The organism is Haloechinothrix halophila YIM 93223 (genome assembly GCF_000504245.1).
Taxonomy (GTDB): Bacteria; Actinomycetota; Actinomycetes; order Mycobacteriales; family Pseudonocardiaceae; genus Haloechinothrix_A; species Haloechinothrix_A halophila.
In genome coordinates this window covers 768,971-786,751 of the sequence record NZ_KI632509.1, presented here as the reverse complement: position 1 = coordinate 786,751, position 17,781 = coordinate 768,971, and the positions used below count along the sequence as shown (strand labels likewise).

The window sequence follows — 17,781 nt, the reverse complement described above, 5'->3', positions numbered from 1 at the left end:
CGGCCCCTCAGGCCAGGTCGCGCCGCGACACCGCCCAGCCGGACAGCGCGAACAGGCCCAGCCACAACGCCAGCGACGTGAACACTGGCGCGGGGCTGTCGACCGGTGACAACCCCGCGAGCGTCACCGCGGGAGCGAGCGGGTCGATCCAGACGAACACCTCCGGCGCGACGCCGGACATGATCGCCATGACGGGAACGACGCCGAAGTACACCGCGAGTGCGCCAGCGGCGTTCGGGATCAACATCGACACGATCAAGGCGGCCATGACAGCGGACAGCGACCCGAGCATGAGCACGCCGATGACCCACCCTGGCCGGTAATCGAGCAGATAGCCCGACGTCGGGGCGGTCGACATCGGTGTGACGATGAACGTGACCGCGATCTGCGCGGCGGCGCAGAACAGCCACACGGCCAGTACGACCACGGCCTGCGCGAGAAAGTAACGCGCCCGCGAGGGCTGCACCAGCAGCGTCGGTTGCGCGCTGCGGTGCTGCCATTCGCCCGCGATCAGTTTGATCAGCACGGCGTGCAGCACGATCGCCGCGATCCGGAGTAACCACACCGCGGGGGCGAGCTGATCCGCGGCCGACTCCATCCGCTCAACGAGGGAGAGCATCCACACCGAGAGCCCGATCAGCACCAGTGGCCCGATGATCAGCAGGATGCGGTCGCTGATCGTCCCGGCGAGCTTACGGAACTCGACGCGCACTTGGGCCAGGAACGACGCGCGCCGCTCGGCGCGGTACTGCCACGGCGACCGCTGCGCGGGAGGCTGACCGACAGCGGGCATCGGCTGTGGGGACATCGGTGGCGCACCTGTGGCCGGGGCCTGCGCCATCGCGCCGTGAGGTGGCTGATATCCGCTCATCGCTGCTGCCCTCCCGCCAGCCGGAAGAAGATCTCCTCGAGGCTCTGCTCGTGCTCGGTGATGTTGTGGATCTGCACCCCGGCCTTGAACGCCACGTCGGAAACCCGCTCCGGGGTGGCATTGGCGAACACCGCGCCGTCCGGTGTCGGCTGCACGCCGATGCCCGCCTCCTGCAGCACCTGCGCCAGCCGCGCGGTGTCCGGTCCTCTGGCGATCGACTGCTGCGATGAGACCAGCTCCCGTAGCGGGCCGTCGGCGACGATCTGCCCGTTGCCGATCATCAGCACTCTGTCGGCCGTCTGGTCGACCTCGGAGAGGACATGGCTGGAGAGCAAGACCGTCCCGCCCGCCACGGCATGGCCACGAAGCAGGTTGCGGATCGAGCGGATGCCCTCCGGGTCGAGGCCATTGATCGGTTCATCGAGGATCAGCACGGGCGGCCGAGTCAGCAGCGCCTGTGCCAGACCGAGCCGTTGCCGCATGCCCAGGCTGTACTTGCCCACCTTCTTGCCGCCAGCGTCACCGAGTCCCACTTCGTAGAGGACCTCGTCGACCCGGCTGGTCGGCATCCCGGCGAGGATCGCGATGTTGCGCAAGTGTGCCCGGCCGGTGCGGCCGGGATGCGTCGCGGACGCGTCGAGCAGCACGCCAGCGACATGTGCCGGATTCGGCCACGCGGTGTAGGGCTTGCCTGCGAACCACGACTGGCCGTGCGTCGGCCGGGTCAGGCCGGTCAGCATGCGCAGCGTGGTGCTCTTACCCGCGCCGTTCGGCCCGAGAAACGCGGTGACCGTGCCAGGCTGGAGGTCGAACGAAACGTTGTAGACGACTGGTCTGCCGTTGTACACCTTGGTCAACTCGCGGGCACTCAACACCGCGCGATTCTAACCAGGCACTGCCCCGGCGATGTGGCGTTTCGCGAAAGCCAGGGGAGGTCAACACGACGGAATGACCGTCGGCCTCGGCGTTACTGGTTCGGATAGAAGCCGGGCGGTGGCGTCTGCGGCGGGGGCTGCTGGCCGTACGGCGACTGCTGCGGGCCACCGTGCGGGCCGGGCTGCTGGGGCGGGCCACCGTACGGCGGCTGGCCGGGCGGCGGTCCACCCTGCGGTTGCCACTGGACAGCCGGGCTACCACCACCGCCCTGGATACGCACCAGCTCGGTGGTGTTCTCAGCGGTGCGGACGACAGCAACCAGAGCTTCGAGCGAGACCCGGATCAGCAACAGATAAAGGAACACGAAGATCGGGCCGAGGATCAGCACCAGGAACCCCGCGGCGGCGTCGTTGGCGAACCCACCGATCACAGCGCCGACGTAGCCAAGTGCCAGCAACACCATGAGGATGATGTAGACGACCTTCACCACGGTCGGCGTGATGAACTTGCTGAACGAGACGTCAAATATCCCCATGGCTTCTCCTCCAGTGCGCCAGTGCGAACGACGCGGACCGCCGTTGGTCCTGAGCTGCCGCGACCATAACCCGCCATCCGGTGGCGGCGCGCGCCGAAGCGCTGCCTAGCGCAGCGGCCATCACCCCAACGGCGTACGTGCCGCGCGAGCACCCGCCGAGAGCCACGACGACGGTGACCACACTCCGCAGCGCGGTCACCGTCGCGGCGGCAAGCTCGCTACTTCTCCATGTCCACGATTACTTCTCCACGATCGCGGTGATGCCCTGGCCACCAGCGGCGCAGATGGAGATCAGGCCGCGGCCAGAGCCCTGCTCGTTGAGCAGCTTCGCCAGCGTGGCCACGATCCGGCCGCCGGTCGCGGCGAACGGGTGGCCAGCGGCCAGCGAGGAGCCGTTGACGTTGAGCTTCGAGCGGTCGATCGAGCCGAGCGGCGCGTCGAGGCCCAGCTTCTCCTTGGCGAACGCCGGGTCCTCCCACGCCTTCAACGTCGAGAGCACCTGCGACGCGAACGCCTCATGGATTTCGTAGTAGTCGAAGTCGCCGAGACCGAGGCCGGCCTGGTCCAGCATCCGAGGCACCGCGTAGGTCGGTGCCATGAGCAGGCCGTCGTCGCCGTGGATGTAGTCGACGGCCGCCGTCTGGCTGTAGGTCAGGTACGCCAGCACCGGCAGATTGTGCTTGCGTGCCCACTCCGCCGTGCCGAGCAGCACCACGGACGCGCCGTCGGACAGCGGCGTCGAGTTGGCCGCCGTCATGGTGCCCTCCGGCCCGCCGAACACCGGCTTGAGCTTGGCCAGCTTCTCGACGGTGGAGTCGCCGCGCAGGTTCTGGTCCTTGGTGAGCTTGAGGAACGGCGTCATCAGGTCGTCGAAGAACCCGCGCTCGTAGGCGGCGGCGAGGTTGCGGTGGCTGGCGACGGCCAGCTCGTCCTGCGCCTCGCGGCTGATGTCCCAAGCCTTCGCCGTCAGCGCCGCGTGGTCGCCCATGGACAGCCCAGTGCGCGGCTCGGCGTTCTGCGGGATCTCCGGCACGATGTGGCCCGGCCGGACCTTGCCGAGCAACTTCACCCGTTCGCCCGCGGTCTTGGCCGCGTTGAGCTGGACGAGAATCTTGCGCAGGTCGTCGTTGACCGCGAGCGGCGCGTCACTTGTGGTGTCGACGCCACCGGCGATGGCGGAGTCGATCTGACCGAGCGCGATCTTGTTCGCGACGTTGACGATCGCCTGCAGCCCGGTGCCACAGGCCATCTGAACGTCCGAGGCGGCCGTCTCCGGGGCGAGCTGGCTGCCGAGCACCGTCTCGCGCGCGAGGTTGAAGTCCCGCGCGTGCTTCAGCACGGCGCCAGCCGCGAACTCGCCGATACGTTCTCCCTGCAGACCGAACCGGCTGACGAGGCCATCGAGCGCCGCGGTGAGCATGTCCTGGTTGGACGCCTTGGCGTAGGGGCCATTCGAGCGCGCGAACGGGATACGGTTGGCGCCGATGATCGCCACCTTGCGGACCGTCTTGCGGCCGCCCGCGCTTCCGGCTGCCTTCTTCGGTGTGGCCATGTGAATCCTCCTGCTTTCGTGCGGGGATGGAAGCTGCTACGTGCCCGCGTGCGCGTCGCCAGTGTCTCGCATTCCGCGACGGGCGGCATCAGCTCATTGGTGCTCCCTGACGGCGTCCGGTCGTCGCGGCCGACGAATGCGCCTACCGTGACGAACGACCCAGTATCTGCACGTGTCTGGCACTGTCGTCACTGCAGATACTAACCTACTCGCAAGTAGGTTAGGCTGTGCGCTGACACACGTCCTCGGAAGTTCGCTCGGATACACGAGTGGGATGTGGGTCGTCGCGGGGTAGCCCACCACGGAACACGGCTTGGCATGACCAACAAGGCATGACCTCACTAAGGAGGCAGGTATGGCCGACAGGTACACGCAGTTCACCAATTCATCCGTAGGCAAGTTCCTCGCGCCCAAGCTCGGTCTGCCGCAGCCGACACCGCTGCGCCGCTACGAGCCAGGTCAGCCCCTACTCGACGGTCCCGCCCTTGTCGGCGCCGCCAAGGGCGGACGACTGGAGAAGACCGTCGCCGAGCAGCTCAACAGCGCTGGGATCGACGTCCGCAAGGAGGCATCCGAGGGCGTCAAGTACGGCGCGCTCGTCTTCGACGCCACCGGCATCACCGACCCGGCGCAGCTGCGCGAGGTGTACGACTTCTTCCACCCGGTGATGCGTCAGGTCGGCTACTGCGGCCGGGTGGTCGTGCTCGGCACCCCGCCCGAGCTGACCAGCGGCAAGGAGCGGATCGCGCAGCGCGCGCTGGAAGGCTTCACCCGTTCCGTCGGCAAGGAGTTGACGAAAGGCGCGACCTCGCAGCTGGTCTACGTCGCCGCCGGCAGCGAGGGCGCGACCGAGTCCACGCTGCGGTTCCTGCTGTCGGCCAAGTCGGCGTTCGTCGACGGCCAGGTCATCCGGGTCGGCACCGCTGGCGCTGGCGGCGCGACGATCACCGCCCCCACCAACTGGGAGAAGCCGCTCGACGGCAAGGTCGCGCTGGTCACCGGCGCGTCGCGCGGCATCGGCGCGTCGATCGCCGACGTACTCGCCCGCGACGGCGCCCACGTCGTCGTGCTGGACATCCCCGCGCAGGGCGCGGACCTCTCACAGGTCGCGAACAAGATCGGCGGCTCGGCACTCCAGCTCGACATCACAGCGAAGGATGCTGGCACCAAGCTGGTCGACTACTTCACCGAGCGGCACGGCAAGCTGGACATCGTCGTGCACAACGCGGGCATCACCAGGGACAAGAAGCTGGCCAACATGGACGAGGGCCGCTGGGACTCGGTCCTGACGGTGAACCTGCTCTCGCAGCTCGCCGTGAACGACACGCTGCTCGCGTCGTCCGTGCTCGGTGATAACGCGCGGTTCATCGGGGTGTCCTCGGTGGCTGGCATCGCGGGCAACCTCGGCCAGACCAACTACGGCGCGAGCAAGGCCGGTGTCATCGGCATGGTCGACAGCACAGCGCCCGCTGTCGCGGAGAAGGGCCACACCTTCAACGCGGTCGCACCCGGCTTCATCGAGACCCAGATGACGGCGAAGATCCCCGCCACCATCCGCGAGCCAGCGCGGCGGCTGTCGAGCCTGGCGCAGGGCGGGCTGCCGGTGGACGTCGCCGAGACCATCGCCTGGTACGCCAATCCGGCGTCAGCCGGGGTCAACGGCAACATCGTCCGTGTCTGCGGCCAGGCCCTGATCGGGGCGTGAGGCAGCCATGAGTGTCGTTGAACTCGATTCGTCCCCGAAACTCGGACCGCTGTTCGGCAGGGCCGTCATGGGCATGCTGCCCGGCGTCGCCTCGCGGCGGAAGGACCTGCCGGACACCGTGCTGGTGCGCAAGGACGTCGTCGTCGACCCCGATCACCTCGCGAAGTACAACGAGGTGTGTGGGTTCCGGCTGACTGACGCGCTACCCGCGACGTATCCGCACATCCTGGCGTTCCCGTTGCAGGTCAAGCTGATGTCGGACCCGTCGTTCCCGTTCCCGCTGATGGGCTTGGTGCACCTGTCGAACAAGATCACCCAGCGCAGGCCGATCACGCTGGCTGACTCGTTCACGCTGCGGGTGCACGTCGAGAACCTGCGCGACCACGAGAAGGGCACACAGTTCGATGTCATCAGCGAGGTCATCCTCGCTGGTGAGGACGAGCCAGCGTGGATCGACGTGTCGACATACCTCAAGCGCGGCGGCGGTGGCGGCGGCAAGTCCAAAAAGGAACAGCTGGCACAGCCGACGGCGCGGGCGATCTGGCGAATCCCGAACGACATCGGCAGGCGCTACGCGGAGGTGTCCGGGGACCACAACCCCATCCACCTCTACAACACGACCGCGAAGCTGCTCGGCTTCCCGCGCGCCATCGCACATGGCATGTGGACGAAGGCGCACGCACTCGCCGCGTTCGAGGGCAAGCTGCCGGACGCCTACGAGATCGATGTGACGTTCAAGCTGCCGGTGCTATTGCCCGCGAAGGCCGGGTTCACCAACTGGACAACCACGGAGGGCTACGCCTTCGAGCTGTGGGATGCCCGCAAACCGAAGCCGTACCTGGAAGGCAGCATCCGGCGGCTCTGAAGCGGCGCGTCCGCCGGGGGCAGAGTGCCTCCGGCGGACGCTACGTCGGTGCCGGGAAGTTGGGCGTCCAGACCTCGCCCTTGACCAGGTCACCGAACCCGAGCCAGACCAGGTTCATCAGCCAGGACGCGAGCAGGCCGTCGCTGACGTCGGGGTGGTCTAGCCACCACACGGCGAGCGACTCCGCCGCACCGACCAGCGCGGCGGCCAGTCCCTCCGCGGACTTCTCGGCCTCCTCGCCGATGCCCTGCCTGGTGCCCGTCGCGACGACGACCGCGGCGACCAGCTCAATCGAGCGCGCCCGCATCTGCGAGATCTCCTCGGCGAACGAGCCCCCGACCGACAGCGCCTGCCGGTGCAACACCAGCCACGAGCTGCGGTTGTCGCCCACGAACGAGAAGAACGACCGCAGCCCGCTCCACAGCTGCATGTCCGGCGGCATGTCGGTGTCCACACCCTCGGCGACGGCGTCCAGCAGCCGCTTCGCCTCCCGCCGGATGCACTTGGCGAACAGGTCCTCCTTGGAGCCGAGGTAGGTGTAGACCATCGGCTTCGACACCTCGGCGACCTCGGCGACCTCATCCATCGACGCGGCGTGGTAGCCGTTGGCGGAGAACACCTCGACCGCGGCGTCGAGGATTTGGCGCTCCCGCACCTCGCGGGGCAAGCGCCGTGCCCGCCGCGGCCGCTTTGCCTTCTCCTGCACTCCGAGCACCTCCCTATCGCCGCGTGAGGGTACTGAGCTGGCCCGCACGGACGCCAACAGCCAACATTAGATCCTTCACAGTCAGTTGTCCCGTAATCTACTCGCCGGTAGGTTTACTTCCAAGTAGGTTCCATCGCAGCAGGCAGGGACGCGGTGACCTGCGACTGACAGGAGGAGCGATGCCGGACAACGCCAGCATCGACGCGCTCCCGTCGTTACGTGGCCACCACCTCATCGAGACGCTGGAGACCATCGAGCCCACCGACGTCACGCGCGCCGGACTCGGCCCGGACGCCATCGTCCGGGCTGTCGATCCCGCCCAACTGGACAGATCCGGCGTGCGCAGGCTACTCGACGCGCTCCGCAGAATCGGCGCGGCCGTGCCAAGCGTCAACCTGAGCGACGTCGAGTCAGCCACGTTCGCGACGCTCATCGCGACCGCATCTCGCGCCCAGCTCGACGACGTCTTCGCGAAGCCAGATCTGCGGGAGGCCCTGCTCAACGAGGCGTTCCAGCGGATGCGGCAGCACGTGCGACCGGATCGGGTCGGGCGGCTGCACGCGGTCGTCCGGTGGCGGTTGACCGGCGGCGACGGTAACGGCGGCATTGGCGGTGCTGGTTACGACCGATATGAGTGCCACTTCGCCGACGGCGGCTGCACGGTGCGCGCGGGGGCCACCGACGGCACGCCGCGCGCGACGATCACCGTGTCGCCGGTTGACTTTCTCCGGCTCACCACCCGGCAAGCGACTCCGGCTGTGTTATTCGTCACTGGAAAACTGAACGTGAAAGGTGATCTCGGATTCGCCGCCGGCTTGATAAGGTATTTCGATCTTCCTTCGCCGAGGACGTGACGTACCATCGCTGACGTGCCCAAGAAACGGACGCCGAAGGCGTGGTTCCACCGCATCCGCCAGCGCTACTTCGCGCCGCGGCTGGCGGACGAAGCGACGACGACCGGCGACGAACTCGACACGCTCGCCCAGGCGCTCGACCTCAGCAGACTGACCCCTGAGCAGTTCACGCAACTGCTGAATACCCTGCACATGCTTGGCGAAGCGGGCGCGGGTGTCCACCTGAACACGCTCAGCACCGACTCGCTCGTTCGGCTGGTGTCGCGGGCGAGCAAGGAGCAACTCAGGGCGCTTTCCGAGGACGAAATCCTGCGGCCGTTCTTTCTCGACGAAATATTTCGTCGCATGTCCAAACAGCTTATTCAGGAAAAAGTCCGGGACGTCAGCATCGTCGTTTCGTGGCGATTCACTAATGGTGACGGAGAGGACGGTTATGACCGTTACCAGACGGTCATCGAGGATGGCGATTTCTCGGCGGCGAAAGATCTCGACAGAATTCCCGACACCACCGTAACGGTGTCGGTATACGACTTCATTCTGATGGCGACGGGCAACGCCGCGTTCGCGTCGATGTTTGTCACTGGCAAGGTGAAGATCAAGGGCGACTACTCCGTCGCCGCGATGCTGACCAGCTACTTCGACATCCCGAAGCCAGCGGCCTGACGTCGCGCTCGGCGGGCCTAGGGAGCGTCAAGCCGGCTGGTCGCCCGCTCAGCCCTCGATGATGCGCGGCGGACCGTCGTCACGGTCGTCCCGGCGGGGATCGGACGTTGAGTCGTAGGACGTGTCCTCGACGACCTGGCCGTCCACGACGACCACCCTGCGGCCGTACCGCATCCCGCCGCCACGCGGCCCGCTCGCACTGCGTTCCAGTCGACGTAACCAGGCACGACGCAGCGCGGTGCGGGTCGGCGGCACCATGGCGAGCACACCGAGCACGTCAGTGACGAAGCCGGGCAGGAAGATCAGCACGCCGCCCAGCGCGACCAGCATCCCGTCGGTGACCTCCTGATGGCCGGAACGTCCGGCCTGCGCGGCGGCGACGACCGCGCGCATCGCCTTGCCGCCCTCGCGACGTGCCAGCCACGAACCCACGATCGCACCCGCGAGCAGGAGCAGGATCGTCCACAGCGCGCCGACGACGGAGGCCACCGCCCACACGGCGACGACCTCAACGATCAGGTAGAGCAGCAGTACTACGCCCATATCTCCTTCAACGTACGCGAGGAGACGTTTCGTTCCCAGGACGCCATATGGTCCGCGAGTTGATCACCCTCCCCTCTCGTAGAACCACAAAAGTGGCCGTTTTGCCCGATTTCGATGGGCCTACGAGCAGGGTGGGTGATCAACTCGCCCGAGGCGGCGGTCCGGGCGCCGGGGACAACGCCGGGCGCGTCGTCCCCGGCCCGAACCGGGTCAGTACGTGATCGCCATAGCCGGGTTGGCCAGCAGCGCGCCGACGTCCGCGATGTACTGCGAGCCCTGCTGGCCGTCGACCAACCGGTGATCGAAGCTCAGCGAGAGCTGGCACACCTTGCGCGGCACGATCTCGCCGTCGACCACCCACGGCATGTCCTTGATCGCGCCGAACGCCAGGATCGCCGCCTCACCAGGATTGATGATCGGCGTGCCGGTGTCAGCGCCGAACACACCCACGTTGGTGATGGTGATCGTGCCGTTGACCATGTCCTCCGGTGGCGTCTTGCCGTCCCGTGCGGTGTTGGTCAGCTCCTCGATCGCCTTGGCCAGCTCAACCAACGACAGCTCGTCGGCGTCGCGGACCTTCGGCACGACCAGCCCGCGCGGTGTCGCCGCGGCGACACCCAGGTGGACGTAGTCGTGGTAGACGATCTCGCCTGCGTCGCCATCCCACCGCGCGTTGACCTCTGGCGTGCGCTTGGCCGCCATGCACATCGCCTTGGCGGCGAAGGTCAGCGGCGTCAGCTTCACGCCAGCGAAGTCCGGGTGCTTCTTCAGCTCCTCCCGCAGCTCCATCATCGGCGTGACGTCGATGGTGAGGAACTCCGTGACGTGCGGAGCGGTGAACGCCGACTTGACCATCGCCTCGGCGGTCATCCGCCGGACGCCCTTGATCGGCACCCTGCGCTCGCCGCGTTCCCGCACACCGGACGGCGCGGCTGGCTGCTCGGCCGCCGGCGCCGAACCGTTCGCGGCCCGCTCGACGTCCTCCCGCGTGATGACGCCGCCACTGCCGTGGCCGATCACCGTGCGCAAGTCGATGCCAAGGTCCTTGGCGAGCTTGCGCACCGGCGGCTTGGCCAGCGGCACGTAGTCCGACGCGGACTTGGCCGGCGAGGCGGGGGTGGCGGTCGAGTTCGACATGGCCTCCGCCGGCGCCGCAGCGGGAGCGGACGCCTGCGCGGCAGGAGCGGACGCGGCTGCCGACGGAGCGGAAGCAGCAGGAGCCCCGGTGCGCGCCGGGGTGTCCTTGCGCGGACGCCGCTTGGTTTCCGTCGGCTTGGAGCCGTAGCCGACCAGCGGCTTCATCTCCTCCTCGGCGGGTTCCTCCGCAGCCGACTCGGCAGGGGCCTCGGCGGGAGCCGACCCGTTCACCTCGGACGAGGCCTGCTGCGGCACCTCTGCACCGTTCGGGTCGACGTCGATGGTGAGAAGCGGCGAGCCGACCTCAACCACCTGACCGGGCTCGACGTGCAGCTCGGTGATCACCCCAGACCACGGGATCGGCAGCTCGACGGCCGCCTTCGCGGTCTCGACCTCGATGACGATCTGGTTCACCGTGACCTCGTCGCCCGGCTTGACCAGCCAGTTCAGGATCTCGGCTTCGGTGAGACCTTCCGCCGTGTCGGCAAGGGGAAACTGCTTGTATTCAGGCATGTGTCAGTGACCCCCTCACCAGTCCAGCGTGCGGTCGACGGCGTGCAGCACCCGATCCAAGTCCGGCAGGTAGTGCTCCTCCAGCTTGGCGGGCGGGTACGGCGTGTCGAACCCGGTCACCCGCAGTACTGGTGCCTCGAGCGAGTAGAAGCATTCCTGCTGCACGCGCGCGACGATCTCCGAGGTGATCGAGGACTCCGATTGGGCCTCGCTCACCGCGATGAGCCGTCCGGTGCGACGCACCGACTCGAACACCGGCGCGAGGTCGAGCGGCGAGAGCGTGCGCAGGTCGATGACCTCCAACTCGGTGCCCTCACTCGACGCCGCCGTCGCCGCGTCGAGGCACACCTTGATCGATGGCCCGTAGCCAACGAGGGTCGCCGCGGTGCCCTGCTTGATCACCCGCGACTTGTGCAACGGCTCCGGTGTCGCGGCCGTGTCGACCGGGGCCTTCAGCGCACCGGAGTGGTAGAGCTTCTTCGGCTCGAAGAACAGGATCGGGTCGTCGGATTTGATCGCCTGCTGGATCATCCAGTAGGCGTCGACCGGGTTCGCACACGACACGACCTTGAGGCCCGCGAGGTGCGCGAACAGCGACTCCGGCGACTCAGAGTGGTGCTCGACGGCACCGATGCCGCCGCCGTAGGGCACCCGGATGACGACCGGAACCTTGACCTCGCCCTGGGTGCGGTAGTGCAACTTGGCGAGCTGGCTGTTGATCTGGTCGAAGCCGGGGAAGATGAAGCCCTCGAACTGGATCTCACAGACCGGCCGGAAGCCGCGCACCGCGAGGCCGATCGCGGTACCGACGATGCCGGACTCCGCGAGTGGGGTGTCCAGCACGCGCTGCTCTCCGAAGTCCTTCTGCAGGCCGTCTGTGATGCGGAAGACGCCGCCGAGCTTGCCGATGTCTTCACCAAGCAGGATGACCTTGTCGTCTTCCTCCATGGCCTTGCGCAAGCCGAGGTTGAGTGCCTTGCCGATGGTCAGGTTCTGCACCGAGGACGGCGCTTCGGGGTGGTTCACCGTTGCCGAGTTGGCCGACTTCGCGGGTGCCGCCATCACCGCTCACCTCCCGCGGTGGCAAAACCGTCCAGATAGGACAGGAACTCTTCCCGCTGCGCATCGACCACAGGGGACGGGTCCGCGTAGACGTTGCTGAATATCCGCTCCGGTGGCGGGTCGGGCATGTTGAAGCAGAAGTCGCGCAGCTCCGCCGCGAACTCATCGGCCGCATTGTCGACCTCCGCGAAGTAGTCGGCATCCGCGCCGCCGTTACGGGTCAAGTACGCCCGTACCCGCTCGATCGGGTCCTTGAGCTTCCACGCCTCCAGCTCGTCGGAGAGCCGGTAGCGCGTCGGGTCGTCCGTGGTGGTGTGGGCGTCCATCCGGTAGGTGAACGCCTCGATCAGCACCGGGCCGTTGCCGTTGCGACAGGCGTCGAGCGCCCACCGGGTGACGGCGAGGCAGCCGAGGACGTCGTTGCCGTCGACACGCATGCCGGGGAAGCCGTAGCCGCGGGCCCGCTGGTAGAGCGGCAGCCGCGACTGGCGTTCGGTCGGTTCGGAGATCGCCCACTGGTTGTTCTGGCAGAAGAACACCAGCGGCGCGTCGTAGACGGCGGCCCAGACGAAACCCTCGTGGACATCGCCCTGGCTGGTCGCGCCGTCGCCGAAGTAGCAGATGGTGGCCTCGTTCTCGTCACCGCCGTCGGCCTCAGGGTTGCCGACCTTGCCCTCGAACTTCTGGCCCATCGCGTAGCCGCAGGCGTTGAGCACCTGGTTGCCGATGACGATGGTGTACGGGTGGAAGCGGTGCTTGGCGAAGTCCCACTGGCCCTGGTCGGAGCACCGGAAGATGCCGAGCAGTTCCTTGAAGTCGACCCCGCGGGCGTAGCCGACACCGTGCTCGCGGTAGCTCGGGAACGCCATGTCCTTGGGGCGCATCGCCCTGCCGGAGCCGATCTGCGCGGCTTCCTGGCCGAGCAGCGGGACCCAGATGCCGAGCTGGCCCTGCCGCTGCATCGCGTTGGCTTCCCGGTCCGCCCTGCGCACGATGACCATGTCGCGATACAGCTCGCGCAAGGACGCATCGTCGACATCGGCGACGTAGGGGTCGAAGATCGGGGACTCTACTCGCTCACCTTCCGGGGTGAGCAGCTGAATCAGGTCAGCTCCGCCTTCCGTTGTCGCGCGCAATCCCGCGATCACTTGGTCCGGAGAGGGTTGACCCGCTGTCGCGGCCGACTCTGCTCCTTGATCTGGTTGCGCCCACTGTTCTGGGGACGACATGTGCTGTCTCCTCGGTCTCTTGTCTCGCTCCCACTTGTGGCGAGTGCGACGACTGCTGCCGACGGTGCCGGGTACTTCCGGTGGGGAAGGTTCCGGCTGCCGTCGGCGTTGACGGTGTTCTGCTTCATATCCTGGCATGAGCACCGAGCCAGATGTCAGCCCCAGATTCCGATTCGTTGCCTGAATATGGCTGCTGAGCTGCGCAAACTGCTTGGTCTTCCGAACATGGGGCCGCCGAGAGTCGGGATTGCGAACGATTAGTGTCCGAGCGGTCGCTCGAGGTGAGTAGTCGCTGTTCAGGCCGCGCTCGCCGAGGGGTCTCATCGCCACCCTCGCGTGCTCCGTGCCCGCCACGCTCGAGGCCTGTTCCGCCACCGCACTTCACAAACCACGGCTTGAGTGTGACCTCGGACACACCCCGGATGGGTGTCGGCCACCCGGGCGAGCGGTGGCATCATCTGCGCCGTGGACGCAGCAGCAGTGACCTCGACGGTGAACCAGACCTGGCAGGACGACATCCTGCCCAGCCTCAGCGGGCTGATCGAAATCCCAGCGCTGTCACCGGGTTTCGACCCGGACTGGGAGCGCACCGGCGCGCTCGCCAGAGCCATCGAGCACGTCAAGGCCTGGCTCGCCGCGCGGGACATCCCCGGCGCCGAGATCGAGGTCGTCCAGTTGCCAGGTCGCTCCCCCGTGCTGCTGCTCGACGTCCCGTCAACGCCGGGCGGGGTGGACAACGGCACCGTGCTGCTCTACGGCCACCTCGACAAGCAGCCTCCGCTCGGCGGCTGGTCGGATGGCCTCGGGCCGTGGCAACCGGTACTGCGTGACGACCGGCTCTACGGCAGGGGCTCGGCCGATGACGGCTACTCCGGCTACGCCGCGACCGCCGCGCTCGAGGCGGTACGAGAGCACGGTGGCGAACACGCCAGGGCGATCGTGCTGCTGGAGACCGGCGAGGAGTCCGGCAGCCCCGACCTGCCCGCCTACCTCGATCACTTGGAGCGGCGACTCGGCGATGTCACCTTCGTCGTCTGCCTCGACTCCGGCGGCAACGACTACGACCGGCTGTGGCTGACGACCAGCCTCCGCGGGCTCGCGCAGGTGTGCGTCAAGGTCACCGTCCTGGAGACCGCGCAGCACTCCGGCATGGCCAGCGGCGCGGTGCCCAGCTCCTTCCGGGTGCTGCGCGCCCTGCTCAACCGCATCGAGGACGCCGAAACCGGCGAGATCCTGCTGCCCGAGCTGTCGGTGTCCATCCCGGAGAACCGGCGTCGCGAGGCGGAGCAGACCGTGGCGTCCGCACCGGGCTCGGTGCTGCGTGGCTTCCCGCTGGCGCCCGGCGTCCAGCCCATGTCGGACGACGAGGTGGAGCTGCTGCTGAACACCAGCTGGCGACCGACGCTGTCGGTAATCGGCGCGGACGGCTTCCCCACCCCGGACAACGCGGGCAACGTGCTCCGGACGTCGTCGACGCTGGCGCTGAGCTTCCGGCTGCCGCCGACGGCGGACGCGGGGCAGGCCGTCGCCGCGATCGAGCGGGCGCTGACCACCGACGTCCCGTACAACGCGACGGTCGAGCTGACCGACATGGAGCACGCGAACGGCTGGAACACCCCCGACCTCGCGCCATGGCTGGAGCGCGGGCTGAACGCGGTCAGCAGGGACATCTTCGACGCGCCATGGCGTGGTGCGGGACTCGGCGGGTCGATCCCATTCATGGGGCTGCTCGGCGAGAAATACCCGGACGCGCAGTTCCTCGTCACCGGCGCGCTCGGGCCGGACTCCAACGCCCACGTCCCGGACGAGTGGCTGCACCTTCCCCACGCGAAGCGGGTCACCGCGGCGGTCGCACACCTACTGGACGCGCACGCACGCGCGTGACGCCGTCCGGCAGCCTAGTGATTCGTGGATCCTGAGGCATTGTGGCTGCTCGGACGACCACAACGCCTCAAGATCCACAATGCACGGACGAGCACCGGCGGGTCACGTCCTGGTTACGAAGTAGGACATCGCACGCCTTTACCGCCGCCCTGGACTTCTCGCCAGCTGAGACAGGTGGCAGGATGCGATCACTCGATCGGATACCACCAGAGACGGAGAGACATCGTGGCACGTCGATCCAAGCTCACAAGGCTTGCCCTACTTCCCGCGGCTGCGCTCGCACTCACGACAGCAGCGTGTGGCGGCGGTGATGACAGTGGCGACACGGCGGAAGGCAACGGCAGCGGCGTCGAGCTGGTCAACGACGGCACGCTGACCACGTGCACCAGCCTGCCCTACCCGCCGTTCCAGGCCCAGGACGACAGCGGCGAGATCGTCGGCTTCGACGTCGACATGATCGACATTCTCGCTGAGGACCTCGGCGTCGAGCAGGAGATCATCGACGTCGACTTCGCGCAGATCAAGAACGGTGCCGCGCTCAACGCGGGCAAGTGTGACGTCGCGGCGGCCGGCATGACGATCACCGAGGAGCGCAAGGAGAACCTCGGCTTCAGCGTGCCGTACTTCGACGAGACCCTCGCCGTCGTGGCGCAGCAGGGCTCGGATGTCACGGGCCTCGACGACGTCGAGTCGCAGGACCTCACGCTCGGGGTGCAGGCCGACACGACCAGCCTCGACTACGCGACGTCCGAAGGCTTCAAGCCGCAGGTCTTCCGCCACGCGGGGTTGCAGGTGCAGGCGATGCAGGCGGGCAAGGTCGACGTCGTGCTGCAGGACCTGCCGACCGTGCTCGACTGGATGAAGAACAAGGAAGACATCTCGAAGGACTGGGAAGTCGTCGACAAGGTCGACACCGGTGACCAGTACGGCTACGCGGTGGAGAAGGGCAACTCCGAGCTGCTGGACAAGCTCGACGAGTCGCTCAAGAAGGCCTTCGAGGACGGACGCTGGGCCGAGTCCTACGAGAAGTGGATCGGTGAGGCGCCCGAGAAGACGCCGACGGGCACCGAGAGTGGCTCCTAATCACCGATGACAACCGATACCACCGTCGCTGAGGCGGGCTCCGCGCCGCGGGCCCGCCTCAGCCCACGTAAACGCAAGAAAATAAGCCTGGCGATCCAGTACGCGGTCTTCGCCGCCGTCGTCGTCATGCTCGCGGTCATCGCTGACTGGCCAGCCATCCAGCACGCGTTCTTCAACCTCGACGAGGCGCGAAAGGCCTTCCCCGACATCCTCGCCGTCGGGCTGAAGAACACCATCATCTACACGCTGTCCGGCTACGTGCTCGGGTTCTTCCTCGGCCTCATCGTCGCGCTGATGCGACTGTCGGACGTCCTGCCGTACCGGGCGATCGCACTTGTCTACATCGAGGTCTTCCGCGGCCTGCCCGCGATCGTGGTTTTCATGATCCTTGGCTTCGGTGTGCCGATCGCATTCCAGGACTACGAAATGCCGTACGACCCCTACGGCACCGTCGCGCTCGCGCTCGGCCTTGTCAGCGCGGCCTACCTCGCCGAGACGTTCCGGGCGGGTATCCAGGCGGTCCCGAAGGGGCAGACCGAGGCGGCCCGGTCGCTGGGCATGTCGCAGGGCAGGGCGATGTTCACCGTCATCGTTCCGCAGGCGATCCGGATCGTGATCCCGCCGCTGACGAACGAGCTGATCCTGCTGTTCAAGGATTCCTCGCTGGTGTTCGTCATCGGCTTCACGCTGTCCGGCTACGAACTGTTCAAGTTCGGCGAGTCGCTGTCGACGCGCACCGGGAACTCGACGCCGTTGATCGTGGCTGGCCTGCTCTACCTGTGCCTGACGGTGCCGCTCGGCTACCTCGTCCGCAGGCTGGAAGCGAAGCAGAAGAGGGGGCGGGTGTGATGACCCATGCCGTCCAGGTCACCGGACTGTACAAGTCCTTCGGTGACCTCGAAGTGCTCAAGGGCATCGACGTCACTGTCGAGCAGGGCCAGGTGGTGTGCGTCATCGGACCGTCGGGATCCGGCAAGTCGACGCTGCTGCGCTGTGTGAACCTGCTCGAGGAGCCGACGGCGGGGCAGGTGTTCGTCAGCGGCATCGAACTGACCCACATCGACGTCGACATCGACGCGGCCCGCCGCAAGCTCGGCATGGTGTTCCAGCAGTTCAACCTGTTCGGACACATGTCGGTGCTGGACAACGTGACCATCGCCCAGCGAAGGGTGCTGAAGCGGTCCAAGTCGAAAGCCACCGAGATCGGCATGCGCAACCTCGAGAAGGTTGGCGTCGCGGAAAAGGCCACGCAGTACCCAGCGCAGCTGTCCGGCGGTCAGCAGCAGCGCGTCGCGATGGCCCGCGCGTTGTCGATGGACCCGGACGTGATGCTGTTCGACGAGCCGACGTCGGCGCTCGACCCCGAGCTCGTCGGCGACGTGCTCACCGTGATGCGCCAACTCGCCGACGAGGGCATGACGATGCTCGTCGTCACGCACGAGATGCAGTTCGCGCGGGAGGTCGCCGACGTGGTGCTGTTCATGGACGAGGGCAAGGTCGTGGAGCAGGGGCCGCCCGCCCAGGTGATCGGCAACCCTCGGCACGAGCGGACCAAGTCGTTCCTGCACCGGGTGCTCAACCCGACCCACGTCGAAGAGACGGCGCCGTCGCCGTAGCGGCACCCCGCCAGCGGATTGCGTCGCGTCGGCGCAATCCGATTGGCTGGGGGACCGGGAATGGGGATTTGTCACACGCATAACGAA

The 17,781-nt window shown here is 67.3% G+C and carries 17 protein-coding genes; 8 read left to right on the top strand and 9 right to left on the bottom strand.

The window, feature by feature from the left end; genetic code table 11:
- Positions 1–7: 7 nt before the first annotated feature.
- The 4 genes from AMYHA_RS03610 to AMYHA_RS03595 form a co-directional block, all read right to left on the bottom strand.
- On the bottom strand, positions 8–808 hold the full coding sequence (locus tag AMYHA_RS03610; RefSeq protein WP_157361779.1) for a hypothetical protein: 801 nt from the start codon (positions 806–808) through the stop codon (positions 8–10).
- Positions 809–867: 59 nt separating this feature from the next.
- Positions 868–1,746 (bottom strand): ABC transporter ATP-binding protein, encoded by an 879-nt coding sequence (locus AMYHA_RS03605; RefSeq protein WP_034267933.1) that lies wholly within the window; start codon positions 1,744–1,746, stop codon positions 868–870.
- Between the two features lie 92 nt (positions 1,747–1,838).
- A complete protein-coding gene (locus tag AMYHA_RS25500; protein ID WP_051399506.1) occupies positions 1,839–2,282 on the bottom strand; it encodes a DUF4282 domain-containing protein in 444 nt (147 codons plus the stop codon).
- Positions 2,283–2,520: 238 nt separating this feature from the next.
- Entirely contained in the window at positions 2,521–3,834 is a 1,314-nt protein-coding gene (locus AMYHA_RS03595) for an acetyl-CoA C-acetyltransferase (protein ID WP_051399505.1), read from the bottom strand.
- 355 nt (positions 3,835–4,189) lie between these two features.
- On the opposite strand from AMYHA_RS03595, the gene AMYHA_RS03590 reads away from it, so the two are divergent.
- Positions 4,190–5,539 (top strand): 3-oxoacyl-ACP reductase, encoded by a 1,350-nt coding sequence (locus tag AMYHA_RS03590; protein WP_034267930.1) that lies wholly within the window; start codon positions 4,190–4,192, stop codon positions 5,537–5,539.
- Positions 5,540–5,546: 7 nt separating this feature from the next.
- The gene (locus AMYHA_RS03585; RefSeq protein ID WP_034267927.1) at positions 5,547–6,404 is read left to right on the top strand and encodes a MaoC/PaaZ C-terminal domain-containing protein; all 858 of its coding nucleotides are present in this window, start codon (positions 5,547–5,549) and stop codon (positions 6,402–6,404) included.
- Positions 6,405–6,444: 40 nt separating this feature from the next.
- Here AMYHA_RS03585 and AMYHA_RS03580 read toward each other — a convergent pair whose 3' ends face one another.
- Positions 6,445–7,110, bottom strand: a complete 666-nt coding sequence (locus AMYHA_RS03580) for a TetR/AcrR family transcriptional regulator (protein WP_196776827.1) — start codon at positions 7,108–7,110, stop codon at positions 6,445–6,447.
- A gap of 179 nt (positions 7,111–7,289) precedes the next feature.
- On the opposite strand from AMYHA_RS03580, the gene AMYHA_RS03575 reads away from it, so the two are divergent.
- Together AMYHA_RS03575 and AMYHA_RS03570 are read left to right on the top strand one after the other, a co-directional pair.
- On the top strand, positions 7,290–7,964 hold the full coding sequence (locus tag AMYHA_RS03575) for an SCP2 sterol-binding domain-containing protein (RefSeq protein WP_034267924.1): 675 nt from the start codon (positions 7,290–7,292) through the stop codon (positions 7,962–7,964).
- A gap of 81 nt (positions 7,965–8,045) precedes the next feature.
- The gene (locus tag AMYHA_RS03570) at positions 8,046–8,627 is read left to right on the top strand and encodes an SCP2 sterol-binding domain-containing protein (protein ID WP_034275663.1); all 582 of its coding nucleotides are present in this window, start codon (positions 8,046–8,048) and stop codon (positions 8,625–8,627) included.
- A gap of 48 nt (positions 8,628–8,675) precedes the next feature.
- On the opposite strand, the gene AMYHA_RS03565 is transcribed toward AMYHA_RS03570, so the two are convergent.
- From AMYHA_RS03565 to pdhA, 4 genes are all read right to left on the bottom strand, one after another.
- Entirely contained in the window at positions 8,676–9,170 is a 495-nt protein-coding gene (locus tag AMYHA_RS03565) for an FxsA family protein (RefSeq protein WP_034267922.1), read from the bottom strand.
- 210 nt (positions 9,171–9,380) lie between these two features.
- Entirely contained in the window at positions 9,381–10,820 is a 1,440-nt protein-coding gene (locus tag AMYHA_RS03560; protein WP_034267920.1) for a dihydrolipoamide acetyltransferase family protein, read from the bottom strand.
- Positions 10,821–10,835: 15 nt separating this feature from the next.
- A complete protein-coding gene (locus AMYHA_RS03555) occupies positions 10,836–11,882 on the bottom strand; it encodes an alpha-ketoacid dehydrogenase subunit beta (RefSeq protein ID WP_034267917.1) in 1,047 nt (348 codons plus the stop codon).
- Positions 11,882–13,111 (bottom strand): pyruvate dehydrogenase (acetyl-transferring) E1 component subunit alpha, encoded by a 1,230-nt coding sequence (pdhA, locus tag AMYHA_RS03550; RefSeq protein ID WP_034267914.1) that lies wholly within the window; start codon positions 13,109–13,111, stop codon positions 11,882–11,884. Before pdhA ends, AMYHA_RS03555 begins: the two co-directional genes overlap by 1 nt.
- Before the next feature lie 456 nt (positions 13,112–13,567).
- On the opposite strand from pdhA, the gene AMYHA_RS03545 reads away from it, so the two are divergent.
- From AMYHA_RS03545 to AMYHA_RS03530, 4 genes are all read left to right on the top strand, one after another.
- Complete coding sequence (locus AMYHA_RS03545) at positions 13,568–14,995, top strand: M20/M25/M40 family metallo-hydrolase (protein WP_034275660.1); 1,428 nt, start codon at positions 13,568–13,570, stop codon at positions 14,993–14,995.
- Positions 14,996–15,220: 225 nt separating this feature from the next.
- Positions 15,221–16,078 (top strand): transporter substrate-binding domain-containing protein, encoded by an 858-nt coding sequence (locus AMYHA_RS03540; protein ID WP_051399504.1) that lies wholly within the window; start codon positions 15,221–15,223, stop codon positions 16,076–16,078.
- Between the two features lie 6 nt (positions 16,079–16,084).
- Complete coding sequence (locus AMYHA_RS03535; protein WP_034267912.1) at positions 16,085–16,927, top strand: amino acid ABC transporter permease; 843 nt, start codon at positions 16,085–16,087, stop codon at positions 16,925–16,927.
- Positions 16,927–17,694, top strand: coding sequence for an amino acid ABC transporter ATP-binding protein (locus AMYHA_RS03530; protein ID WP_034267909.1), 768 nt, complete (start codon positions 16,927–16,929; stop codon positions 17,692–17,694). Before AMYHA_RS03535 ends, AMYHA_RS03530 begins: the two co-directional genes overlap by 1 nt.
- Positions 17,695–17,781: the final 87 nt, after the last annotated feature.